The organism is Rhodocyclus gracilis (genome assembly GCF_009617575.1).
Classification (GTDB): domain Bacteria; phylum Pseudomonadota; class Gammaproteobacteria; order Burkholderiales; family Rhodocyclaceae; genus Rhodocyclus; species Rhodocyclus gracilis.
The window spans coordinates 306,180-328,964 of sequence record NZ_WIXJ01000002.1 but is presented as its reverse complement, the minus strand read 5'-3'; the positions used below and the strand labels follow the sequence as shown (position 1 = coordinate 328,964).

16 protein-coding genes are annotated in these 22,785 nt (G+C 64.7%); 11 read left to right on the top strand and 5 right to left on the bottom strand.

Annotation, left to right across the window (positions count from 1 at the left end; translation table 11 throughout):
* The first annotated feature begins 424 nt into the window (after positions 1-424).
* Entirely contained in the window at positions 425-2,329 is a 1,905-nt protein-coding gene (locus GHK24_RS04600; protein WP_153469694.1) for a SurA N-terminal domain-containing protein, read from the top strand.
* A 238-nt stretch (positions 2,330-2,567) separates the two neighbouring features.
* Here GHK24_RS04600 and fabI read toward each other — a convergent pair whose 3' ends face one another.
* Complete coding sequence (gene fabI, locus GHK24_RS04595; protein ID WP_153469691.1) at positions 2,568-3,368, bottom strand: enoyl-ACP reductase FabI; 801 nt, start codon at positions 3,366-3,368, stop codon at positions 2,568-2,570.
* A gap of 191 nt (positions 3,369-3,559) precedes the next feature.
* On the opposite strand from fabI, the gene GHK24_RS04590 reads away from it, so the two are divergent.
* Genes GHK24_RS04590 through GHK24_RS04575 form a run of 4 tightly spaced genes read left to right on the top strand, consistent with a single transcriptional unit; the run spans position 3,560 to position 10,496 of the window.
* Positions 3,560-5,722, top strand: coding sequence for an ABC transporter substrate-binding protein (locus GHK24_RS04590; protein WP_153469688.1), 2,163 nt, complete (start codon positions 3,560-3,562; stop codon positions 5,720-5,722).
* 6 nt (positions 5,723-5,728) lie between these two features.
* Complete coding sequence (locus GHK24_RS04585) at positions 5,729-6,709, top strand: ABC transporter permease (protein WP_153469685.1); 981 nt, start codon at positions 5,729-5,731, stop codon at positions 6,707-6,709.
* Positions 6,706-8,307, top strand: coding sequence for an ABC transporter permease (locus GHK24_RS13580; protein WP_228384535.1), 1,602 nt, complete (start codon positions 6,706-6,708; stop codon positions 8,305-8,307). The genes GHK24_RS04585 and GHK24_RS13580 overlap by 4 nt, the downstream gene beginning before the upstream one ends.
* On the top strand, positions 8,304-10,496 hold the full coding sequence (locus GHK24_RS04575; RefSeq protein ID WP_153469682.1) for an ABC transporter ATP-binding protein: 2,193 nt from the start codon (positions 8,304-8,306) through the stop codon (positions 10,494-10,496). The genes GHK24_RS13580 and GHK24_RS04575 overlap by 4 nt, the downstream gene beginning before the upstream one ends.
* 18 nt (positions 10,497-10,514) lie before the next feature.
* Here GHK24_RS04575 and GHK24_RS04570 read toward each other — a convergent pair whose 3' ends face one another.
* Positions 10,515-12,296: a lytic transglycosylase gene (locus GHK24_RS04570; protein ID WP_153469680.1), complete on the bottom strand. Its 1,782-nt coding sequence runs from the start codon at positions 12,294-12,296 to the stop codon at positions 10,515-10,517.
* A gap of 199 nt (positions 12,297-12,495) precedes the next feature.
* Complete coding sequence (locus GHK24_RS04565; protein ID WP_153469677.1) at positions 12,496-13,137, bottom strand: hypothetical protein; 642 nt, start codon at positions 13,135-13,137, stop codon at positions 12,496-12,498.
* A gap of 368 nt (positions 13,138-13,505) precedes the next feature.
* On the opposite strand from GHK24_RS04565, the gene GHK24_RS04560 reads away from it, so the two are divergent.
* From GHK24_RS04560 to GHK24_RS04535, 6 genes are all read left to right on the top strand, one after another.
* The gene (locus tag GHK24_RS04560; RefSeq protein WP_153469675.1) at positions 13,506-15,680 is read left to right on the top strand and encodes an HDOD domain-containing protein; all 2,175 of its coding nucleotides are present in this window, start codon (positions 13,506-13,508) and stop codon (positions 15,678-15,680) included.
* 3 nt (positions 15,681-15,683) lie between these two features.
* A complete protein-coding gene (locus GHK24_RS04555) occupies positions 15,684-17,837 on the top strand; it encodes a putative bifunctional diguanylate cyclase/phosphodiesterase (protein ID WP_153469673.1) in 2,154 nt (717 codons plus the stop codon).
* Positions 17,834-18,730 carry a UTP--glucose-1-phosphate uridylyltransferase GalU gene (galU, locus tag GHK24_RS04550; RefSeq protein WP_153469670.1) on the top strand — a complete coding sequence of 299 codons (897 nt, stop codon included), beginning with the start codon at positions 17,834-17,836 and terminating at the stop codon, positions 18,728-18,730. The genes GHK24_RS04555 and galU overlap by 4 nt, the downstream gene beginning before the upstream one ends.
* 63 nt (positions 18,731-18,793) lie before the next feature.
* Positions 18,794-19,174 carry a PilZ domain-containing protein gene (locus tag GHK24_RS04545; protein ID WP_194286376.1) on the top strand — a complete coding sequence of 127 codons (381 nt, stop codon included), beginning with the start codon at positions 18,794-18,796 and terminating at the stop codon, positions 19,172-19,174.
* Between the two features lie 88 nt (positions 19,175-19,262).
* Positions 19,263-19,658 carry a type II secretion system protein gene (locus tag GHK24_RS04540; protein WP_153469664.1) on the top strand — a complete coding sequence of 132 codons (396 nt, stop codon included), beginning with the start codon at positions 19,263-19,265 and terminating at the stop codon, positions 19,656-19,658.
* A gap of 38 nt (positions 19,659-19,696) precedes the next feature.
* Positions 19,697-20,290 (top strand): PEP-CTERM sorting domain-containing protein, encoded by a 594-nt coding sequence (locus tag GHK24_RS04535; RefSeq protein ID WP_153469662.1) that lies wholly within the window; start codon positions 19,697-19,699, stop codon positions 20,288-20,290.
* A gap of 28 nt (positions 20,291-20,318) precedes the next feature.
* On the opposite strand, the gene galE is transcribed toward GHK24_RS04535, so the two are convergent.
* Together galE and GHK24_RS04525 are read right to left on the bottom strand one after the other, a co-directional pair.
* Positions 20,319-21,353 carry a UDP-glucose 4-epimerase GalE gene (gene galE, locus GHK24_RS04530; RefSeq protein WP_153469659.1) on the bottom strand — a complete coding sequence of 345 codons (1,035 nt, stop codon included), beginning with the start codon at positions 21,351-21,353 and terminating at the stop codon, positions 20,319-20,321.
* A gap of 4 nt (positions 21,354-21,357) precedes the next feature.
* Positions 21,358-22,785 (bottom strand): mannose-1-phosphate guanylyltransferase/mannose-6-phosphate isomerase, encoded by a 1,428-nt coding sequence (locus GHK24_RS04525; protein ID WP_153469657.1) that lies wholly within the window; start codon positions 22,783-22,785, stop codon positions 21,358-21,360.

The following is a 22,785-nucleotide window of genomic DNA, read 5'->3' as shown; positions in this document are numbered from 1 at the left end:
CGGACGGCTTTGAGCGGGGCGGCGATGCTACGCGGGGTGTCTCATGATGTCCAGAAATGATCGTCGCACGCGGCGGCGAATGCGGCGAATGCGGCGCGGCGGCGCGTGAGGCGCGGGCATTCCTGCGCGCATTCGCGGCAGTCGCTGGCGGTCGGTGGGCGAAGTGCCGGTGTCCCTCAATTGGCCTGCAAACCGCTTTCTTGCTATCATGCGCCCGCCGGTCATGGGCGTTTTCAGGGCATGGGTTTTTGCATAATGTCCTCTGCGCGCAAGACCTTAAGGCAAAGGATTCTCAGGTTTTCACAACGGGTCGTGCTGCGGTTTTGACACTCCGCCAGGCAAGCAGAAGGCGAACGAGAGTTCGCCTTTTTTTCTTGCCGACGACCGTCCAGTCTTGAAACGACTCACAGGCGCTCATTTCATCATGTTCGACGCAGTCCGCAACAACCGGAAAATCGTTCAGATATTTCTCGTCCTGATTGCCTTGCCATTTGCCTTGTGGGGGGTGGACTCCTACGTGCGTGGCGGCAGCGCTGGAGAAGATCCGGCCAGTGTCGGCGATTCGAAGATCACCAACCAGCAATTCCAGCAGGCCTGGCGCGAACAGCAAGACCGCATGCGTCAGACGCTCGGTGCCAACTTCAAACCCGAGCAGATGAATACGCCCGAAGCGCGCATGGCGACGCTCAACGCTCTGATCGACAAGCGTTTGCTCCTGGTCGAGGCGAATCACTCGCGGCTTACCGTCAGCGACGACGCCCTGCGTGATTTCATCGGCCGCATTCCCGCCTTGCAGGAAAACGGCGTTTTCTCCAATGATCGCTATGAATCTGCACTGCGCGCCCAAGGCATGACGCAGCCACAGTTCGAAGCGCAACTGCGCCAGGATCTGACGCTGCAGCAGCTGGTCGGCGCCGTCGGCGACAGCGGTATCGTCTCCAAGACCTCCGGCGACGCCATCCTGCGCGTCGAGTCGGAAGAGCGTCTGGCCGGCGAGTTGCGCTTGCCGGCGGCGCAGTACGCGAGCCAGGTGAGCATCGACGCGGCGGCGATCAAGAAGTTCTACGACGAAAACGCCCGTCTCTTCCAGACGCCCGATCAGGTGCGCGCCGAGTACGTCGTGCTGTCGCTTGATGCCCTGCTGGCGCAGGCCAAGGTCAGCGACGAAGACGTCAAGGCCTGGTACGAGGGCCACAAGGATCGCTATCAGTCCGCTGAAGAACGTCGCGCCAGCCACATTCTCCTGCTCGACAAGGACAAAGACCCGGCCAAGACCAAGGCGGCCGCCGAGGCGCTGCTGAAAGAAGTGCAGCAGTCGCCGGCGAAGTTTGCCGACATCGCCCGTGCCCGTTCGCAAGATCCGGGCTCGGCGGCGAAGGGCGGCGATCTGGGCTTCTTCGGCCGCGGCGCGATGGTCAAGGATTTTGAGGAGGCGGCCTTCAAGCTGAAGGAAGGCGAGATTTCGGGCATCGTGAAGTCTGACTTCGGCTATCACATCATCAAGGTGACGGCGATCCGTCCGGGCAAGCAACGCTCGCTTGAAGAAGTGCGTCCGGACATCGTTGCCGAACTCAAGCATCAGGCCGCGTCGAAGCGCTTTGCCGAAGCCGCCGAGGCGTTTACCAACCTCGTCTACGAACAACCGGACAGCCTCAAGCCGGCCGCCGAACGTTTTGGTCTGAAGATCGAGACCAGCGGCTGGATGCCGAAGAACGCCGAACCGCAACAGGCGCTGGGTTTTGGCCCGTTGCGTGACGCGAAGGTGCAGGCCGCCTTGTTCTCCGACGACGCGCTGAAGAACAAGCGCAACACCGAGGCTGTGGAAATTGCGCCTAACACGCTGCTGTCGGCACGCGTCGTCGAGCATCAGGCGGCGGCAGCACGTCCGCTCGAGTCGGTGAAGGCGCAGATCGAAGCGCATCTTAAAGTGCGTGAAGCGGCGGCGCTGGCGAAGAAGGCCGGCGAAGCACGTCTGGCCGAGTTGCAAAAAGGCGTGGCCGGCGACAAGGCCAACTGGGGCGCTGACAAGACCTTCTCGCGTCTGCAACCCCTGCCGGCCCCGCCGGTCGTCGCGCGTGCCGTGTTGCAGGCGCCGGTGGCGAAGCTGCCCGCCTATGTCGGCATGACGCTCGACAATGGTGACTACGCGATCTATCGCATCAGCAAGGTCAGCCAGCCGGAGAACGTCGACGAAGCGCGTCGTCGTGCCGTGGCCCGCGATTACGCGGCGGTGGTAGCGCAGGAAGACTTCGCAGCCTATCTGGCGTCCCTGCGTGCCCGTACCAAGGTTGAAATCAATCGCAAGGCGCTCGACGCCAGCGAGCGCTGAGCGTCGGCGGCAGACGTTCCCGGTGAGGTGCTGGCCGGGGCGTCTGCCGGATGCGCGGGAGCGCGGGTTTTGTTGCTGACTCTCCTGGCCAGCTACTCCTTGATTGGCTGGCCTTGGTACCCGGCGGAAACCGCCACGAAGCCTGTCACCCGTCGCAAGCGCCGATAACCACGATAACCAAGATCGCAGACGTAAAAAAAGCCGCTAGACGCGGCTTTTTTTACGGGTACTGGCTCGTTCAAGCCGGCAGGGGCGCCGGGTTGCCAAGGGCGGTGGTGTTGAGGCCGCCATCGACATACATGATCTCGCCGGTGATGCCGCTTGCCAGATCGGAGAGCATGAAGGCGGCGGCGTTGCCGACTTCTTCGATGGTGATGTTGCGGCGCAGTGGCGCGTTGTGCGCGTTGTAGGCAAGGAGCTTGCCGAAGTTGCCGATGCCGGAAGCCGCCAGCGTCTTGATCGGGCCCGCCGAGATGGCGTTGGCGCGAACGCCTTGCGGGCCGAGGCAGAACGCCAGATAGCGCGTTGCCGCTTCGAGGCTGGCCTTGGCGAGGCCCATCGTGTTGTAGTTCGGCAGGGTGCGTTCGGCGCCAAGGTAGGTCAGCGCAAGCAGGGCCGGGTTGTTGCCCTTTTGCAGCAGCGGACGCGCCGCTTTGGCAAGCGCCGGGTAGCTGTAGGACGAAACGTCGTGGGCGATGCGGAAGGCTTCGCGCGAGATGCCGTCGAGGAAGTCGCCCTCGATGGCTTCGCCGGGGGCGAAGGCGATGGAGTGAACCAGGCCGTCGAGCCCTTCCCAGTGCGTTGCAATGGCGGCAAAGAGGGCGTCGATTTGCGCGTCTTCGGCGACATCGCACGGGAAAATCAGCGTGCTGTCGAACTCGGCGGCAAACTTGGCGAGGCGTTCTTGAAAGCGTTCGTTCTGGTACGTGAAAGCGAGTTGCGCACCTTCCCGGTGGCAGGCCTTGGCAATGCCATAGGCAATTGAATGCTTGGACAGCAAGCCGGTGATGAGAATGCGCTTTCCTGCGAGGAATCCCATGAGTTCTCCCGTTTGTTTGGAGATGTTAGCGGACTCCGGGCGTATCTCGTGGCACGCCGCGGAGGGTGCGGAAGGGGCGCATTATAATGGAATCGCCGCTGACGCAGGCCTTCGCTTGCGCCGGCTTACCCGCTGCATTGCGCCGCATGACGGCGGATGACGGAGGGTAGGGCATCCGCTACACTCCGCGCATGTCTTTTCTGCGCTCGTGTTTCTGCCTGTTGCCGCTCGCCTTTCTGGCCGCTTGCGGGGCAGAGTGGAATGATCCCTATCCGGCAACCGAGCGCGGCGGCAACATCCTCTACTCGGCGTTCACCGAGCGACCACGGCACCTCGATCCGGCGCAGTCCTACACCGAGGACGAGGGTGTCTTCACGGCGCAGATTTATGAGCCGCCCTTGCAGTACCACTACCTGAAACGCCCGTATACGCTGATCCCCGGCAGCGCCGAGGTGGTGCCGGTGGCGCGGCTTTTCGACGCGGCGGGGCGCGAGTTGCCGGCCAATGCTCCCGCCGAGGCGGTGGCGCGTAGCGTTTATGAAATTCGGATCAAACCGGGCATTCGCTTCCAGCCGCACCCGGCGTTTGCCCTCGACGCCGTCGGGCAGCCGCGCTATGCCGCGCTCGACGCGCAGCAACTCGCCGGCATCGAGCGGCTTGCCGATTTTCCCGAGACGGGAACGCGTGAGCTGACGGCGGACGATTTCATCTACGAGATCAAACGCCTCGCGCATCCGCGCGTGCATTCGCCGATCTTTGGCATGATGGCCGAGCGCATCGTCGGACTGAAGGATCTTGGCGCCCGGCTGGCCGCCGCGACCGCAGCCGCACCGGCGGGAAGCTGGCTGGATCTCGACCGCTTTCCGCTGGCGGGGGTGGAGAAGCTCGACCGCTATCGCTACCGCATCACTATCGAAGGCAAATACCCGCAGTTCCTGTACTGGCTGGCCATGCCTTTTTTTGCGCCGGTGCCGCGCGAGGCCGACCGCTTCTACAGCCAACCGGGCATGGCGGCGAAGAATCTGACGCTCGACTGGTATCCCGTCGGTACCGGCCCCTACTACCTGAGCGAAAACAATCCGAACAGCCGCATGGTGCTTAGCCGCAATCCGAATTTCCATGGCGAAACCTTCCCGTGCGAAGGAACGCCCGCCGACGCCGCCAGCGGGCTGCTGGCCGATTGCGGCAAGCCCTTGCCGTTCATCGATCAGGCGGTGTTTACGCGCGAGAAGGAAGGCATTCCGTACTGGAACAAGTTCCTGCAAGGCTACTACGACGCCTCGGGGATTTCGTCCGACAGCTTCGACCAGGCGGTGCGCTTCAGCGGCGGGGGCGAGGTGCAGCTCACCGACGACATGCGCGACAAGGGGATTCGCCTCCTGACGAGCGTGCGTGCCTCGCTCTTTTACATGGGCTTCAACCTGCTCGACCCGGTCGTCGGCGGTCTGTCCGAACGCAACCGGAAGCTGCGGCAGGCGATCTCGATTGCCATCGATCAGGAGGAGTTCATCTCGATTTTCATGAACGGCCGCGGCGTGCCGGCGATGGGGCCTTTGCCGCCCGGCATTTTCGGCTATGAAGAAGGGCTGGCGGGTATCAACCCCGTCGTCTACGACTGGATCGATGGGAAGGCGCGACGCAAGTCAGTTGCCGAAGCCAAGCGCCTGCTCGCCGAAGCCGGTTTCCCCAATGGGCGTGACGCAAAAACCGGCGAACCGCTGGTGGTCAACCTCGATACCACCGGCGGCGGCATGGGCGACAAGTCGAACCTCGACTGGCTGACGCGGCAGTTCGCGAAGATCGACGTGCAGCTCGTGGTGCGTGCTACCGATTTCAACCGCTTCCAGGAAAAGCTGCGCAAGGGGGCGGTGCAGATTTACTACCTCGGCTGGAACGCGGATTATCCCGATCCCGAAAACTTTCTCTTTTTGCTGAACGGCCGCGAGGGCCGTCTGGCTCATGGTGGCGAGAATTCGTCGAACTATGCCAACCCCGAGTTTGACCGCCTGTTTGAACAGATGAAGAACCGCGACAGCGATGCCGAGCGACTGGCGATGATCCGTCGCATGGTGAGCCTCGTCCGGCAGGACGCGCCCTGGGTATTTGGCTTTCACCCGAAAAGCTACACGCTGAGCCACGCCTGGCTGCTGAATCGCAAGCCGAGCGAGGTGGGCAACAACACGCTCAAGTACCAGCGCATCGATGTGGCCGAGCGCGCACGCCGCCGCCATGAGTGGAACCGGCCGGTCCTTTGGCCTTTTGCCCTTGGCGCGGCAGCGCTCGCTGCGCTGCTCCTGCCGGCATGGGGCGCCTATCGGCGGCGCGAGCGCGGCACCAGCGCGCCGCAGGAGTAGACGACGATGCTTGCCTACATCCTGCGCCGCCTGCTCTACGCCGTGCCGATCCTGATCGGCGTGAATGTCATTACCTTCGCCCTCTTTTTCATCGTCAACACGCCCGATGACATGGCGCGCATGCAACTGGGGGTCAAGCGCGTCACCGCCGAGGCGGTTGCCGCGTGGAAGAGCGAGCGCGGCTACGACAAGCCGCTTTTCGTGAATACGGCGGCAACGGGGACGGGGCGTGTCACCGACACCATTTTTTTCACGCAATCGGCGCGCATGTTCGCCGGCGATTTCGGCCGCGCCGAGGACGGGCGCGATATCGGCCATGAAATCCAGTCGCGCATGGGGCCGTCGCTGGCGATTGCCGTGCCGACCTTTGTCCTCGGCTTGCTGGCGAGTATCAGTCTGGCGCTGCTGCTGGCCTTTTTTCGCGCGACGGCGCTCGATTTCTGGGGCGTCGTGCTGTGCGTGGCGGCAATGTCGGTGTCCGGTCTGTTCTACATCATTGGCGGGCAGTTCCTGATCAGCAAGGTGTGGAAGCTGGTGCCGATTTCGGGCTATGCCGGCGGGCTGGATGCGTGGAAATTCCTGCTGCTGCCGGTGTTCATTGGCGTCGTCTCGGGGCTGGGCGCCTCGACGCGCTGGTACCGGACGATTTTCCTTGAGGAGATCGGCAAGGATTACGTGCGCACGGCCCGCGCCAAGGGGCTGCCGGAGACGCTGATCCTCTTCCGCCATGTTCTGCGGAACGCGATGATTCCGATCCTCACCGGCGTCGTGGCGGTGATTCCGCTGCTCTTCATGGGCTCGCTGCTTACCGAGTCGTTCTTCGGCATTCCGGGGCTTGGCAGTTACACCATCGACGCCATCAATTCGCAGGATTTCGCCGTCGTGCGCGCCATGGTCTTCATCGGTTCCGCCCTTTACATCGTCGGCCTGCTGCTCACGGATCTCTCGTATGCGCTGGTCGATCCACGCATTCGTTTCGACCGATGAACGTGCTCCCCGTCATTCTCTGGTCCGACGCGCTGGTCTGGTTGATGGCGCTGGCTGCGCTCGTGCTGGGCCTGCTTTCGCGTCGCCAGCCGCCGCTGGCCGCCGCCTGGCGACGCGTCGGCCGCAGCCGGCCCGGCATGGCTGCGGCAACGGTCGTTGCCGTGTTCGTCGTCGTCGGTCTGCTCGACTCGCTGCACTATCGGCCGGCTCTCGATACCCCGGCGGCGGGGGCATCTGCCGCCCCGGCCTACGCCATCGAAACCCTTTCCGTACTCGATGCCCTGGCGGTGCCGCTCCGCCTGCGTGGCGAAAAGACCTACTCGGCGCCGCTGGCAACGCACGCCTTCGCCAAGGAAACGCAGGAGATCCGCGCTGCCGATGGCAGTGTGCAGCAAGTGCGCGATTTTCCGCGCCTGCGCTTCGGCGGCGCGCATTTGCTGCGGGAGGAGGCGCCTGCCGAGGCGACTGACGGCGATACGGCGAACGCGAATGCCGGAGTGTCGCGCCGCACGGCAGACCCTTCGGCGACGACAGACGCCTCGCCGGTTTCTTCTGCGATGGCTCCGTCGGCCCTCCCGGCTACGTCAGCCATGTCAGAGAAGGCGGCCGCGCTGGCGGCGGCGCGCCAATACGATATCTCCCGTCGTGTAGGCGTCGCCGTGCTGTCGGCCTTGATCGTCTGGGCGGGCGTGGTTGTTTGGGTCGTACAGTTGCTCGCGCGCCGCGAATCGCTCGCCTTTGCCGAGGTGGGCCGGCGTTTGTGGCGCGGTGAGACGGTCTTTGCCTGGCGGGCGGTGTTGCTGACGTTGGCGGCGATCGCGCTCGTCGTTGCGCCCATGCTGGCGCTGGCGGGCGACTATCACGTCTTTGGTACCGACAAGGTGGGGCAGGACGTCTTTTATCAGGTGCTGAAGAGCGTGCGCACCGCGCTGGTGATCGGTCTGGTGACGACTCTGACGACTTTGCCGCTGGCGATATTTTTCGGGCTGGCGGCCGGCTACTTTCGCGGCTGGATCGACGATCTCATCCAGTACCTTTACACGACGCTCAATTCGATTCCCGGCGTGCTGCTCATCGCTGCGGCCGTGCTGATGATGCAGGTGCTCATCGACACGCACCCGCAGTGGTTTGCCACCGCTGCCGAGCGTGCCGACCTGCGCCTCTTGGCGCTGTGCTTCATTCTGGGGCTGACGAGCTGGACGGGGCTGGCGCGCCTCCTGCGCGGCGAGGCGATGAAGCTGCGCGAGCTGGAGTTCGTGCAGGCGGCGCAGTCGTTCGGCGTCTCCGATCTGCGCATCATCGCCCGCCATATTCTGCCTAACGTCATGCACATCGTCGTCATCGCGCTGGTGATGGATTTTTCCAGTCTGGTGCTGGCCGAGGCGGTGCTGTCTTATGTCGGCATCGGCGTCGATCCGACGATGATCAGTTTCGGCACGATGATCAATAACGCCCGCCTTGAGCTGGCCCGCGAGCCGGCGGTCTGGTGGTCGCTGGCGGCGGCATTTACCTTCATGGTGGCCTTGGTGCTGGCGGCGAACCTCCTGGCTGACGCCGTCCGCGATGCCTTCGATGCACGTCTGGTGGGGTCATCATGAGCCACGAAATCGACTTCGCCGTGCAGCCCCGGCAAACGCCGCCGCGTGGCGAATCCGTGCTGTCGGTACGCGGATTGCGCACCGGCTTTGCGGCGGGGCGCACCACGCTGACCGCCGTTGCTGGCATCGATTTCACGCTGCACGCTGGGGAAACCTTTGCGCTGCTTGGCGAATCGGGCTGCGGCAAATCGGTTGCGGCGCTGTCGCTGATGCGTCTGTTGCCACCCGCCGGGCGCATTCTCGGCGGTGAGGTGCGTTTTGCCGGGCGCGATCTGCTGCGTCTGTCAGAAGCCGAGATGCGCGCCGTGCGCGGTCGCGGCGTGTCGATGATCTTTCAGGAGCCGGCGACTTCGCTCAATCCGGTGTTGCGCGTCGGCGAACAAATCATCGAGGCCTTGCCCGGTGGCATGGGCCGCGCGGATGCCCGCGAACGCGCACTGGCGCTGCTCGCTGCCGCCGGCATCGCCGATCCGGCGCGGCGCATCGACGCGTATCCCTTCCAGATGTCCGGTGGCATGAAGCAGCGGGTGATGATCGCGGAGGCGCTCGCTGGCGAGCCGCAGGTATTGATCGCCGACGAGCCGACCACGGCGCTTGATGTGACGATTCAGGCGCAGATTCTCGATCTCCTGGCGCGTCTGCAAGCCGAGCGCGGCATGGGTATCCTCCTGATTACGCACGACCTCGGCGTCGTTGCGCGGGCAGCGCAGCGGGTCGGCGTGATGTACGCGGGCGAGATCGTCGAGGAAGCGCCACGCGCGATGTTCTTTGCCGCGCCGCGCCACCCCTATACGCGCAAATTGTTCGCCGCTTTGCCTGACGGTGTTGGTCGCGGACACCGTCTGGAGACGATTCCGGGGCAGGTGCCGCCCTTGTCGGCGATGCCTGCCGGCTGCCGCTTCGCGCCACGCTGCGCCCATGCCGAGACGCGCTGCACGCTCGCCGCACCGGCCTGGCGAGAGGTGGCGCCGGGGCATCGCGTGCGTTGCCACCGCGTTGATGAAGTGGCGCTGGCTGCGTCAGCGGTGTCAGCACCGTTAGCGGCGGAAATGGCCGCTTCAGGCACGGCACAGGCAGCACATGTGGGCTCAGCCGCCTCATCTCAGGAATTCAGAATTCAGGAATTCACCGCTCAGGAAGCTGCCGTTCAGGTCTCAGCAGTTCAGGTGTCCTCCATCGTCCCGGAGGGCACGGAAGTCGGCTCTGCCCTGACGGCGCCCTCGCCGCTGCTGGAAGTGCGCGATCTGGCCGTGCATTTTCCGATTCGGCAGGGATGGTTGCGTCGCGCGGTAGGGGCGGTGCGCGCCGTGGATGGCGTGTCGCTGGCGCTTGAGCGCGGTCGCACGCTGGCGCTGGTGGGGGAATCCGGTTGTGGCAAGACGAGTGTCGGCAAGGCCGTTTTGCAGCTGATTGCGTCGACGGCCGGTGAAGTGAAACTCGACGGACGCATCTTGACGGGCCTCTCGCGCAGTGCCTTGCGGCCACTGCGCCGGCGCATGCAGATGGTTTTTCAGGACCCGTTCGCCTCGCTCAATCCGCGTTTGTCGGTCGGTGAGATCATCGCTGAAGGCATGCAGGCGCTGGGCCTCGGGCGGGCAGAGGCGTCGCCGGCAGCCGCGGTGGCAGCGCTTCTGGCGCAGGTTGGCCTCGATCCGGCGGCGGCCGGGCGCTATCCACACGAGTTTTCTGGCGGACAGCGCCAGCGTATCGCCATCGCGCGGGCGCTGGCGGTGCAGCCCGAACTGATTGTCTGCGACGAGCCGACGTCGGCGCTTGATGTCTCGGTGCAGGCGCAGATTCTTAATCTGCTGGGCAGCTTGCAGGCGGATCTGGGGCTGGCGTACCTCCTCATCACGCACAATTTCGCCGTCGTCGAGCATCTGGCGCATGAGGTGGCGGTGATGTACCTCGGGCGAATCGTCGAGCGGGGAACGGTCGGCGAGGTTCTGCATTCGCCGCGCCATCCCTACACCCAGGCCTTGCTGGCGGCGGTGCCGCGCATCGGCTCGGCGGACGAGGCGCCGCCGCCGGCGCTTTCAGGCGAAATGCCGTCGCCGGCGAATCCGCCGGCCGGTTGCCATTTCCACCCGCGTTGCCCACGTGCCGGGGCGGAGTGCCGTACGGCATATCCCGCGCCGGTGGCGGTGTCGGCGACGCATACGGTGTACTGCGTGCTTAACGCTCGCTAAGCACGCCGCTGCGGCGGCCTAGTCGTTGCTGGCGAGCTGGATGGTCAGCGTGCGTCCGGGTTGGAGCGTGCTGGCGGAGACGTGATTCCAGCGCATCAGGTCGTCGGCATCCACTTTGAAGTGGCGGGCGATCGAGGCGAGCGTGTCGCCCTTGCGCACCGTGTAGCGCGTGATCCGGGGCTTTTTCGCAGCCTGTGCGGCAACGGCGGTGGGCTTGCCGGTGGCGTTGCGCGCGCTAGCCTGCGCTTTGCCTTTGGCGGGGGGGGTGTTGCTGGCGGCAGCCAGGCGTTTGTCGGTCACGTTGCTTCCGGCTTTGCTGACGGCAAGCGTTGTGCGGACGCGGGCGGCCGGTTCGGGCGGTGCGGCGAGGGTGAGCTTGGTGCCGGGGGGCAGCCGTTCGCTGGACAGACGGTTGAGCTTTTTCAGCTCGGCGACGCTCATGCCATTGCGTCGGGCGACGCTGGCGAGGGTGTCGCCCTTGCGGGCGACGTAGCTGCGCGCGGTACTGGTTGGCGTCGGGTCGGCGGCGGGCAGGCGCGGTTGCGCGAGCATGGCGGCCGGTTCGATGCTGCCCGAGCCGTCCGGCGCCGGTACCAGCAGGGTGAATCCGGGGGGCGGGCGCAGGCGACCGACAATGCCATTGGCGGCTTTCAGGCTCTCCAGCGTGATGCCAAAGCGCGGCGCCAGCGTTTCGAGCTTCTCGCCAGGACGCGTCGTGTAGGAGCGCCAGTAGGAGAGGGGTTTATCGTTACTCTGCCGGCGGTCGAGGTTGCTCATGAAGGTGTCGACCTTGTTTGTCGGCAGAACCAGCGGCGTATCGGCGGCGATCACTGGCCGGTTGTTTGCCGGGTTGAGCGCGAGGAATTCGTCGACCGGCACTTCAGCCAGCTTGGCGGCGACGTCGACGTCGATGTTGGCCGGCCAGACGATGGTGGTGAAGTAGGGGCGGTTCGGTAGCGGCGCGAGACCCAGTTGACGGACGAGTTCGGGGTTGCCGAAGATGTTTTTCAGGGCTTGCAGCTTGGGAATGTAGTTGCGCGTCTCCGGCGGCATGGTGAGACTTTGGTAATCGGTCGGCAGCCCTTTGGCGCGGTTCTTGGCGATGGCACGGCCGACGGCGCCTTCGCCCCAGTTGTACGAGGCGAGCGCCAGATGCCAGTCGCCGTGCATCTCGTAAATGCTTTGCAGGTAGTCGAGCGCGGCGGCGGTGGAGGCGATCACATCACGCCGCTGGTCGACCCACCAGTTCTGTTGCAGCTTGAAGTTTTTGCCCGTCGACGGAATGAACTGCCACAGGCCCGAGGCATTGGCGCGCGAGTAGGCGAGCGGGTTGTAGGCGCTTTCCACCATCGGCAGCAAGGCCAGTTCGGTCGGCATGCCACGCCTCTCGAGCTCTTCGATGATGTGGTGCATGTAGCGCCGGCTGCGCTCGACCATGCGCCGCAGGTAGTCGGGCCGGTTGAGGTACCACTGCTGGTGGTAGAGAACGAGGTCGTTGTCGAGGTTGGGAATCGAAAAGCCGCTGCGCAAGCGCATGAACAGGTCTTCGTGTTCGGCGGTGAGATCGATGGTTTCGCTCGACAGCGGGGTCGGCGACAACTCGAAGACGGGCATCGAGTCCGGTTCGTTACGCAGGCCGGGGGTGCGGGCGGGACTGCCTTCGGGGGTGCGCAAGCCGGGAAGCGAGGTCGACAGAGACAGTGCCAGCTGTTCGTCGTCGGTCGTGTTGCTGCGCGATTGCGCCGTCGCGTTGATGCAGGCACAGGCGAGTGCAACAGCAAGCGTGAGTCGTAGCGTCATCCGCGATCCTGTCTGTGTCCCGGGGTGCCGGCAGCTAGCTGCCGGCACGGGCGACAGAAGGTCGCACAGGGACTTTAGGTAAGCGCGGAATTATAGCGCAAGCCCGTGATCCCGTTAGGGTTTCGGCGATTTGTGTAATCCATACAGGGGGTGCCGCAGACGTCGCCGGGGTAGCTGTTGGACGGTCACCCGTGCCAGGTCAGAGCTGGGCGACGGCACCCAGTTGCGCCAGCAGACTGCGGTCGCCGCAGAGGATGTGTTTGCGTTCGCGACAGCGGCGGTTCTTTTCGGCGGCGCTCAATGTCTGCGGTTTTGGCACGTCGGCGCTGGCGCCGAGGTCGTACAGCGCTGACATCGGGCCGTTGCGCGCGCGTTGCCAGCCACAGATGTGGATGCGCTTTTGCGTCCGCAGGGCGTCGAGGTAGCCGGCGTTTTTGAGCGTGTTGAGCGACAGGCCGGAGGCATCGGCGATCTGGCGGTAGTTCATCGGTCCGAGACGTTGCAGGGCACTGACGATGCGTTCCATGCCCGGTGCGTTGCGTTCGCTGTCGTCGTATTCGGGACGCGGCATGTCGGGTTTGTGGCCGGCGCTGTAGAGCGGGGTCGAAAAGCCCCGGCGCGTCTTGCGCCAGCCGCTGATGTGGATGAGCTTGGCGCTCTTCAGTGCCCGCACGTAACCGCCGCAGGCGAGGGTGGTGGCGCCGACGAAAGCTTCGGCGGACATGTCGCTGACGGCCATGTTCGACTTGCGGCCAAGCAGGCGCAGGATGCGCTGCATGGCGGGGCTGCGTTCCACAGCGGGAACGGCGGAGCGTGACGATGATCGTTGCGTGGCTGACATGTGAGGCACCTCCTCGTTATGCGACGCGTCTCGTGGTGTCGGTTCCGGCCGTGCTTTCGGGCGGTGGGCCGATACGTGAGTGCAGCGCGCCCGAATGATCGCCCGAACTGCGTCGACCGGCAATGGCGTTGTCGGTTGCACGTATTTCGCCTCTGCTGCAAAAAATAACGCTTTTTGCATAAAAAAGTGGGGCGGTGCCCCACATTTCGGGCTTCGCGTGCGTTGACGACGCTCTTGGCGCGCGTGACTTTGCTGCGGTACAGGCGATGGCGGAGGAATGTGTCGGGGGCTAGGCCGTGTGCCGCAAAACTGCAACAGTCGGATCGTATTGTCATGAGCTTTACCATTTTTGCCCTCTTTGCGCCGCTATGAGTTCAGATTTTCCCGTGACGGCGGAACGTGCGCCGGATTCGGCCGCCTTCGCCACGGGGTTCATCGGCGCCGATCTTGCGGGTCGGCTGGAAGGTGCGTCGCTGCCGAGTTTGCCGCAGGTCTTGCTGCGCGTGCTGGCGCTGACCGACGACGATGGCGCGAGCTTCGCCGAGTTGGCCGGGCTTATCGGGCGTGATCCCGGTCTCAGCGCGCGCGTCCTGTCGGTGGCGAATGCGCCGGCTTTGCGGCGCGGGCGAGAGTTTCGGCGCATCGACGACTGCCTGACGGTGCTGGGAACGCGCTTTGTGCGCTCGATGGCGGCGTGTCTGGCCGTGCAGTCGGCGTTCGACGAGGTGGCGCGTCAGGTCGAGTGCGATCTCGCGGGCTTCTGGGTGCATGCCCTCGAAGTGGCTGAACTGGCGCGTGCCATCGCGCAGGCGAGCGGTCTGGCCGATGCCGATGAGGCCTATCTGGCTGGTCTGCTGCACGATACGGGGCAGCTGGTGCTGCTTAATGGCGTGGCCGAATACCCGGGCCTGCTGGCGCGTCTCTACGAGGCCCATGAGGAAGACGGCCTGTGTGCCGCCGAACGGCAGTTGCTCGGTGTGCACCACGGTGCGGTGGGGGCGTGGCTGATTGATCAGTGGCAGATTGCCCCCGCGCTCGGCGATGCCGTCCTCTTTCATCACGAAAGTGTCGAGCGGATTGCTGATGCCGAGGCGCTGGCGCGGGTTCTCTGGGCGGCGCATGCGGCCCTCGCGACTGGCGACAGTTCGCTGGAGTTCGCGCCGACGCTGCTGGCGCTGCCGGCGGACAGCCTCGCGTCGCTGCGCACCGAGGCGCGACAGCGTATTGCCGGCATCGCCGCGGCGCTCGGCGTCGATGGCACGGCGCTGGATGTGTCGCTGCCGCTGATTCGCCTCAAGGCGGCGCCACCACCGCCAGCCTCGCCCATCGACGAGATGATGCAGGGCATGGCTTTCGCGCAGCCGTTGCAGGCGAGCCTCTTCGCCGTCAGCAGTGACGAGGAACTGATGCTGACGGTGCGCGAGTCGGCGCGCATTCTCTTTGGCTTGCATCGCATGGGCATGCTGCTCGTGGAGCCGGAGCATCGGCTGCTGTCGGGCAGCCGTGTCGGCGGTCAGTCGGCCTTGTTGCGGCGTCTCGAAATCTCGCTCGTCACCTCGCCCTCGTTGGCGGCGCAGGCTGCCTTGCAGGGGCTGCCTTTGTGCAGTTTCGACGGCAGCGCGGCGAGCCTGAGTGTGACGGATATCCAGATTCTGCGGGCACTCGGTGGCGACGGTCTGCTCTGCGTGCCGCTCATTGCCCGGCGCCAGTGTCTGGGCATGCTGCTCTTCGGCATCGCCGGCGCGCACTGGCCACGGGTCGAGCGCCGACTGACCTGGCTGAGCAATTTTGCGCGCATCGTCGCCGCCAGCATCGATTCTTCGCGCGAGGCGCGGGCGCGCGAGCAGGCGAACGAAGAGGCGCTCGCCAGTCGTTATCGGCTGCGGGCGCGGCAGGTCGCGCACGAAGCGGGCAATCCGCTGGCGATCATTCGCAACTACCTGAAGCTGCTGGAGCGCAAGCTCTCCGGCGAAGGCGCCGCCTTGCGCGAACTGACGGTGCTCGATGAAGAAATCGCCCGCGTCGCCGGCATCCTTCAGGCGATTGGCGAGCCGGCGACTCGCGAGTCGGGCAGCGAGGCCGACGCTGCGTGCGCGTTGCGCCCCCTGATCGAGGAGTTGCTCGACGGCTATCGCCAGCCCTTGTTTGCGGCGCGTGGTATCGAGCTGAAGCTTGATCTGCCGCTGGCCGACAGCCGCGTGCGGGCGCGGCGCGATCCCTTGATCCAGATCCTGCTCAACCTGTGGAAAAACGCCGCCGAGGCGATGCCGGAAGGCGGTTGTTACACGATCGAGCTGGTGCCTGGCGCTTACGAGGGTGAGCGGCGCTGGGTGGAGTTGCGCTTGCACGATAGCGGTCCGGGCCTGCCGCCGGAGACCTGGGCGCGCTTGAGCAGTGGGCAGGTTGCCGAGGGCGGGGCGCATGGCCTCGGCCTGTCGATCGTCAGCGAACTGGTGTCGACCATGGGCGGACGTATCGTCTGCTCGGCGCAGCCGGGGCGCGGCACGCTCTTCAGCATTCATCTGCCGGCGGCGGGAGCGTAGGCCATGGGCGAGCTGCCGTATTCGAGCCTCGACTTTGCCGGCGCAGCGCAGGAGCCGGTACAGCGCATCCTGATCGTCGACGACGAAGCGCGGCTGCGCGACAGCTACCGCGAACTGCTTGCCGGACGGGCGGAAATCGTCGAATGCGCCGATGGCCGCGAGGCGATGGCGCGTCTCGATAGCGACACTTTCGACGTGGTGCTGCTCGACATCCGGCTGCCGGATATTTCCGGTCTGGCGGTCTTGCAGTGGGCGCGGCAGCGGGCGATCTCGGCCATTGTGATCATGGTCAGCGCCGATCCGGATATCGACTCGGCGATTGATGCCCTGCGTGGCGGCGCCGGCGAGTTTGTGCGCAAGCCCTGCGATCCTGTGCTTCTGCTGCGGGCGGTTGAGCGCGCCTTGCAGCGCCGCCGCCTCGAACGCAGCCATGCGCTGCTGGCGGCGCGCCTTGAGCAATCGGAGCGTCTGCATCGCTTTCTCGTCGAGCAGGCGCCGGACATCATTTACACGCTCGACGAAGCCGGGCGGTTTGTCTTCGTCAACGGCCGCGTCGAGAGCCTGCTGGGCTTTTGCCGCGAAGAGCTTGTCGGGCAGCCGTATACCGAACTGGTGCACGAAGAGGACCGCGAACGCGCGCGTTACGCCTTCGCCGAGCGCCGCACCGGTGGGCGGGCGTCGGCGAATGTCGAAATCCGCCTGCGCTGCAAGAACGACGAGGTGGTTCATGTCGACAATCGTTTCATCGTCGCCATGTTGAGCGCCACCGGCATCTACGAAACAGAGATGCCGCGCGATGCCCTGCGCTTCATGGGAACGTACGGCATTGCGCGCGACATCACCGAGCGCAAGCGGGCCGAGGAAAAAATCAGTTTTCAGGCTTTCCACGACCTGCTGACGCAGCTTCCCAACCGCGTGCTGTTCCGCGACCGTCTGGCGCTGGCGCTGAGTCAGGCGGCACGGCGCGCGACGCTCTTGGGCGTGATGTTCATCGATCTCGACCGCTTCAAGACGGTCAATGACAGCTTTGGCCATGCCGAGGGCGATCAGCTGCTCAAGACGGTGGCGCAACGCCTGAAGCACTGCCTGCGCGCCGGCGATACGCTGGCGCGGCTCGGTGGCGACGAGTTCACGGTGATGCTGCCCGATCTGCTGCATGCCGACGATGTCGTCGGCGTTGCCGAGAAAATCGCGCAGGAGGTGGGCGCGCCGCTCATGCTCGGCGGACAGGAATTTCGGCCCACCGCCAGCATCGGCATCGCCGTCTTTCCGCGCGATGGCGAGACTGTCGAGGCCTTGATCGCGCACGCCGATCTGGCGATGTATCAGGTGAAAAACGCCGGCAAGAACAGCTTCGGCTTCTACTCGCCGCACATGAGCGAGGCGCGGCGCGAACGCTTAAGCCTCGAGAACGACTTGCAGCTGGCCATTGAGCGGCGGGAGTTCGTACTGCATTACCAGCCGCAATTCAGCCAGCGCAGCGGCCAGATGATCGGTATGGAGGCCTTGCTGCGCTGGCTGCACCCGAGGCTGGGCCTGCTCGCGCCGGGCGGCTTCATCGCCTTGGCCGAAGAGACCGGGCTGATCTGCAGGATCAGCGACTGGGTTTTGCAGGAAGGCTGCCGGCAACTGGCCCTCTGGCACGCCGACGGGCATCGGCACTTGCGGCTGGCGCTGAATTTGTCGGCCCGCGATTTCGAGCGCAAGGATCTGCTCGAACGCGTCGTCGCCGCGCCGGCCCGGCACGGGATTGGCTGCGACCGTCTGGAGATCGAAATCACCGAAAGCCTGCTGCTCGACGATGCCGAGGACGTCATCGCCACCGTGCGGCAGCTTCGCCAGCACGGCGTGCGCGTTGCCATCGACGATTTCGGCATGCGCTATTCGTCGCTCAATTACCTGCGCCGCTTTCCGGTGAGCAGCATCAAGATCGACCAGTCTTTCGTTCGCGATCTGGGGCGGGATCAGGGCGCCGCGTCGATCATTCACGCCATTGTCGGTATTGCCGAGGGCTTTGGTTTGCACCTGATCGCCGAAGGCGTCGAAAGCGAAGAGCAGGCGCGGCGGCTGGCCGATCTGGGATGCGAGGACATGCAGGGTTACTACTTTGGCCGGCCACTGCCGGCGGACGAGATTCTGGAATGGGCGACACCATGAAAAAAGTAACGAAAGCAGTATTTCCCGTGGCCGGACTGGGGTCGCGTTTCTTGCCGGCAACCAAGGCGGCACCCAAGGAGATGTTGCCGATTGTCGATAAACCACTGATTCAGTACGCCGTCGAAGAGGCCGTGGCGGCGGGCGTCACCGACATGATTTTCGTCACCGGGCGCAGCAAGCGGGCCATCGAGGACCACTTCGACAAGGCCTACGAACTGGAAACCGAGCTGGAGCGCCGCGGCAAGCACGCGCTGCTGGAGTTTGTCCGCAATCTGCTGCCGAAGAACATCAACTGCATCTATATTCGCCAGCCGGAAGCGCGCGGACTGGGCCACGCCGTGCTCTGCGCGCGCCCGATCGTCGGCGACGAGCCCTTCGCCGTGCTGCTCGCTGACGACCTCCTCGATGCGCCGACGCCGGTGCTCCGGCAAATGACCGATACCTACGACTACTATCGTTGTTCGGTACTCGGCGTGCAGCAGGTGGCGCGCGCCGATACCGGCAGCTACGGCATCGTCGAGTCGCGCCCGGTGGCGGAGCGCATCGAGCAGATCGGCGCCATCGTCGAAAAGCCGGCACCCGCCGCCGCGCCGTCGACCCTGGCGGTGGTCGGTCGCTACATTCTGACGCCGCGGATTTTCACGCATCTGGAGACGGTGGCGCCCGGCTCCGGTGGCGAGATTCAGCTCACCGATGCCATCGCCTCGCTGATCGCCGAGGAACAGGTGCTCGCCTATCGCTACCACGGCACCCGTTACGATTGCGGCACGAAGCTCGGCTATCTGCAGGCGACCGTCGTCTTCGGCCTGCGCCATCCCGAGACGGGCGAGGCGTTTGCCCGTTACCTCGCTGCGCAGGTGGCGGAGGACGTCCCGAACGTCTCGGCCGGCTGACAAGAGATCGCAACATAAGGCTCGTATAGTCGGCGCGACTTATACGACCTCAGGATGACTCGCATGCTCCCGGATGATCGCCGCCGGACTCCCCGCTTTCCCTTTCACTCGAAAGGCGAGTTGCGGCTCAATTTCATGGCCTATCGCGGTTCGCTGATCGACCTTTCCCTGCACGGCGCACTGTTTGAATCCGCCTTGTTCGAACTGGGCGTGCAGCAGGGCGACTACTGTGCTGTCGATATACTCAATTTGAGTGAAGAATCAATTTTTACGGCAGAAGGTGTAGTGGCGCACGCAAGCAAGAGTTTTATCGGAATAAAATTTCATCCGCTCGATGACGAACGCTTGAAGAGACTTCAACATATCGGTACCCTGAATCTCGCGCCAAAAAAGCTCATCAACCGGAAATTCCCGTCGCTGCTACAGGCTTGGGCCTCATGGTAAAGCGGAATTTTCAGGCGCGGGGTGCTGGTCTGAGCGGACGCTGCTGCTCTGCCCGGTAATTGTTCTTTGCGCGGGGTTTTCCGTTTTCATGTCAGGTATTTCTGCTTTTGCCAAGAGTTCCGGTTTTACGCTGGTCGAGTTGATTGTCGTCATCGTCATCCTCGGCGTGTTATCCGCGACGGCTTTGCCGAAGTTTGTCGACCTTGGTCAGGATGCCCAACAGGCAGTGACCGAGGGGGTGGCCGCCGGAATTTCCTCGTCTTCAACGATCAATTATGCGGCACGCAAGCTCGACGCCAGTCGGGGCATTGTCGTTGACGATTGTTCTGATGCGACGCTGCTGCTCGATGGTGGTCTGCCTCAGGGGTATTCGATGGGCGACTCCTCCTTGAGCCTGCCTGTTGCGCCCGATGTCGGGCAGCCGTGCACTGTCTACGGCCCTCGCGGTACGCGTGCGGACGCTATCTTGACCGGCATCCGCTGACTGCGCGCGGTGCTGATTCGCTGAGAGGATATCTTTCCATGACGAGAAAAACCCTGTCTTCCGTTGCGCTTGCCTTGTCCCTCGCGCTTTCCTCCGCTTTTGCCGAGGCGGTTACCGAAACCCGTGATTTCAACGACCAGACGCTGACACCGACAACGACGACCCGCTTTTTCATTGATGGGTTTTCATTTGCGACCGGCGTCGGGCATGCGCTGATCGTGCCCAATACCCGCTATGGTGCGAGCAACGGCACGATGTCGCTGGCCTACTATGCGGGTGGCAATGGGTTCGAGACCCTGGCGTCGCGCAGCGGCGCCTTGTTCGATCTGCTGCGCTTTGACGTGGGCGGCTACAACAACTTCGGGACGCAGTCGCAATGGCTGACGCTGACCGGCGTGCGGCAGGATGGCAGCGAGCTTAGTTCGCGGTTCGAGGTATCGCCGACGGTGTTTCAGAGCTATGCGCTCGATAGCTTCACAAATCTGCGGTCGGTGCGCTTCGGCGAGTTGAGTCGCGGATATGTGCTACTCGACAATCTCCGCGTCTCGACGGTACCGGAACCGTCGAGCTATGCCCTGATGTTTGCCGGTCTTGGCCTGCTGGTGGCGGTGCGGGCGCGCCGGCGGCGCTGAGTACCGCGCGTTTCCCGGTTTGCGCCGCCTAAGCCGTCGCTTCCACCGGGGTGTCATAGCCGCAGGGATGCGTCATTTGCCAGCGCCAGGCGTCGCGGCACATGCGCTCGATGCCGTGCTGGGCACGCCAGCCGAGTGTCTGCGCGGCCAGCGACGGATCGGCGTAGCAGGCCGCGATGTCGCCGCTACGGCGCGGCGTGATGCTATAGGGCACCTTCTTTCCGCTGGCTTTTTCGAAGGCGCGGACGATCTCCAGCACGCTGTAACCCTGACCCGTTCCCAGATTGATCGCCCGGATACCCGACTGCTGTTGCAGGTAGCGCAGCGCGGCGAGGTGGCCGTCGGCGAGGTCGCTGACGTGGATGTAGTCACGCACCCCGGTGCCGTCGGGGGTGTCGTAGTCGGCGCCAAAGACGCTCAGCGTTTTCAGCTGGCCGGCGGCGACCTGGGCGATGTAGGGCAGGAGGTTGTTGGGAATGCCGCGCGGGTCTTCGCCGATCAGCCCGCTTTCGTGCGCGCCGATGGGATTGAAGTAGCGCAGCAGGGCGATGCGCCAGTCGGCTTCGGCGGCGACCAGTTCGTGCAGCAGGTCTTCGATGACGAGCTTGGTGTGTCCGTACGGGTTGGTCGCGCTGCGGCGCGCGTCTTCGCGCAAGGGCAGGGATTCGGGATCGCCATAGACGGTTGCCGATGAGCTGAAGACCAGCGTTTTGACCTTGGCGTGCTTCATTGCCTGTAGCAGCGCCAGCGTGCCGCCGACGTTGTTGTCGTAGTAGCGCAACGGTTCGCGGACGGATTCGCCGACCGCCTTGAGGCCGGCGAAATGGATGACGGCAGAAATCTCGCCCTGCGCGAAAACCTGCTCCAGAGCCCATTGATCGCGTACGTCAGCTTCGACGAAGGTCGGCCAGCGGCCGCTGATGCGGGCGATGCGCGCGAGCACTTCCGGCTTGCTGTTGCTGAAGTTGTCGACGACGGTGACGTCGTGACCGGCCGCCAGCAGGGCGACGCAGGTGTGCGAGCCGATGAATCCGGCGCCGCCGGTAACGAGAATTCTGGACATGGGATTATTCCTCGCGTCGGTAGTCGTCTTGCAGGCGGACGATGTCGTCTTCGCCCAGATAGCTGCCTGACTGGACTTCGATCAGGTGGAGCGGGATCTTGCCGGGGTTTTCGAGACGGTGAACGACGCCCAGCGGGATGAAGGTCGATTCGTTTTCGCTGACGAGGGTGTCCTCGCCGTCGCAGTGCACGCGCGCCGTACCGGAGACGACGACCCAGTGTTCGGCGCGGTGGTGGTGCAGTTGCAGGGAGAGGCGTTCGCCCGGCAGCACCATGATGCGCTTGACCTGAAAGCGCTCGCCGGCATCGACACCCTCGTACCAGCCCCAGGGGCGATAGACGCGTTGATGCGCGGCGATTTCGCTGCGCCCCTGGCGCGCCAGTTCGTCGACGAGCTGCTTGACCTCTTCGGCGCGGTCGCGGTGGGCGACGAGTACCGCGTCGGCCGTCTCGACGACGATGAGGTCGTCGACGCCCAGAAGTGCCACCAGACGACTGCCGGAGCGCGCGTAGCAGCGGTGCGACGCCAGTGCCAGCGCGTCGCCGACGAGGGCATTGCCGGACGCATCGTGCGGCGTGTGCGCCCAGAGCGCCTGCCAGGAGCCGATGTCGCTCCAGCCGATATCGCAGGGGATGACGACCGCCTTGTGCGTTTTTTCCATCACCGCATAGTCGATCGACTCGGCCGGGCAGGCGGCGAAGGCGCCCGCGTCGAGGCGATAGAAGCCGAGATCCGGCGCAACGCCTTCCAGTGCCAGACGCGCGCCGGCGAGGATATCGGGTCGGTAGCGTTCAAGCTCGGCCAGAAAGACTTCGGGGCGGAAGGCGAACATGCCGCTATTCCAGTAGTAGTTGCCGTCGGCGAGGAATTCGGCGGCACGTCGTGCGTCCGGCTTTTCGACAAAAGCGGCGACGTGGCGGCCGCTGCCTTCTGCGAGCGCTTCTCCGCCACGGATGTAGCCAAAACCGGTCTGCGGCGAATCCGGCGTGATGCCGAAGGTGACGAGCCATCCCGCCTCGGCGGCCTGCGTGGCGGCGGCCACGGCGGCGTGGAAGGCGGCGACATCGGCGATGGCGTGGTCGGCGGGCAGCACCAGCATGACGCCATCACTCCCGCTGCCACTCGCGACGAGATGCAGCGCGGCGACGGCGATGGCGGGCGCGGTATTGCGTGCAGCCGGCTCGAGAAAGATGGCGCCGATGTCGATGGGCGTCGCGCCGGCTTGCTCGGCAACCAGAAAGCGGTGTTCCTGATTGCAGACGAGTACTGCTGGCGCCAGCTCCGGCAGGCCATGCAGCCGCGTCAGCGTCTGCTGGATCATGGTCTCGCCGCCGAGCAGCGGCAGCAGTTGCTTGGGCAGGGCGCGACGTGACAGCGGCCAGAGACGGCTGCCGTTGCCGCCGGAGAGGATGACCGGAGTGATGCGGCTCAT

Coding starts and splice junctions, on each gene's coding strand:
- GHK24_RS04570 (WP_153469680.1), bottom strand. CDS start 12,296: ATGACGCTACGACTCACGCTTGCTGTTGCACTCGCCTGTGCCTGCATC.
- GHK24_RS04565 (WP_153469677.1), bottom strand. CDS start 13,137: ATGTCAGCCACGCAACGATCATCGTCACGCTCCGCCGTTCCCGCTGTG.
- GHK24_RS04590 (WP_153469688.1), top strand. CDS start 3,560: ATGTCTTTTCTGCGCTCGTGTTTCTGCCTGTTGCCGCTCGCCTTTCTG.
- GHK24_RS04535 (WP_153469662.1), top strand. CDS start 19,697: ATGACGAGAAAAACCCTGTCTTCCGTTGCGCTTGCCTTGTCCCTCGCG.
- GHK24_RS04555 (WP_153469673.1), top strand. CDS start 15,684: ATGGGCGAGCTGCCGTATTCGAGCCTCGACTTTGCCGGCGCAGCGCAG.
- fabI (WP_153469691.1), bottom strand. CDS start 3,368: ATGGGATTCCTCGCAGGAAAGCGCATTCTCATCACCGGCTTGCTGTCC.
- GHK24_RS04545 (WP_194286376.1), top strand. CDS start 18,794: ATGCTCCCGGATGATCGCCGCCGGACTCCCCGCTTTCCCTTTCACTCG.
- GHK24_RS04525 (WP_153469657.1), bottom strand. CDS start 22,785: ATGAGCCGCATCACTCCGGTCATCCTCTCCGGCGGCAACGGCAGCCGT.
- galU (WP_153469670.1), top strand. CDS start 17,834: ATGAAAAAAGTAACGAAAGCAGTATTTCCCGTGGCCGGACTGGGGTCG.
- GHK24_RS04600 (WP_153469694.1), top strand. CDS start 425: ATGTTCGACGCAGTCCGCAACAACCGGAAAATCGTTCAGATATTTCTC.
- GHK24_RS04585 (WP_153469685.1), top strand. CDS start 5,729: ATGCTTGCCTACATCCTGCGCCGCCTGCTCTACGCCGTGCCGATCCTG.
- GHK24_RS04560 (WP_153469675.1), top strand. CDS start 13,506: ATGAGTTCAGATTTTCCCGTGACGGCGGAACGTGCGCCGGATTCGGCC.
- GHK24_RS13580 (WP_228384535.1), top strand. CDS start 6,706: ATGAACGTGCTCCCCGTCATTCTCTGGTCCGACGCGCTGGTCTGGTTG.
- GHK24_RS04575 (WP_153469682.1), top strand. CDS start 8,304: ATGAGCCACGAAATCGACTTCGCCGTGCAGCCCCGGCAAACGCCGCCG.
- galE (WP_153469659.1), bottom strand. CDS start 21,353: ATGTCCAGAATTCTCGTTACCGGCGGCGCCGGATTCATCGGCTCGCAC.
- GHK24_RS04540 (WP_153469664.1), top strand. CDS start 19,263: ATGTCAGGTATTTCTGCTTTTGCCAAGAGTTCCGGTTTTACGCTGGTC.